Origin of the sequence: Salmonella sp. SAL4457, assembly GCF_046548235.1 — a bacterium.
Lineage (GTDB): Bacteria > Pseudomonadota > Gammaproteobacteria > Enterobacterales > Enterobacteriaceae > Salmonella > Salmonella enterica.
This window is the reverse complement of sequence record NZ_JBGDZO010001172.1, coordinates 1-243: the sequence shown is the minus strand read 5'-3', so window position 1 is coordinate 243 and position 243 is coordinate 1. Positions and strand designations below refer to the sequence as shown.

At 64.2% G+C, this 243-nt stretch carries 1 protein-coding gene; it reads left to right on the top strand.

All coding sequences use genetic code 11. The features are described 5' to 3' along the window. Positions 1-243 (top strand): nucleoside monophosphate kinase (locus ACLJNW_RS27875; RefSeq protein ID WP_410961833.1); only part of this gene is annotated, 243 nt, incomplete at both ends.

Sequence of the window (243 nt, the reverse complement as noted above, 5' to 3'; positions counted from 1 at the left end):
ACCGAGCACAACCCGCCGAAGGTCGCCGGCAAGGACGACGTTACCGGCGAAGAGCTGATCCAGCGCGAGGACGACAAGGAAGAGACCGTGCGTCACCGCCTGTCGGTCTACCATTCGCAGACCAAGCCGCTGGTCGACTTCTACCAGAAGCTGTCGGCCGCCGAAGGCACCCCGAAATACCACAGCATCGCCGGCGTCGGCTCGGTCGAGCAGATCACCGCGAAAGTGCTTTCGGCCCTGAGC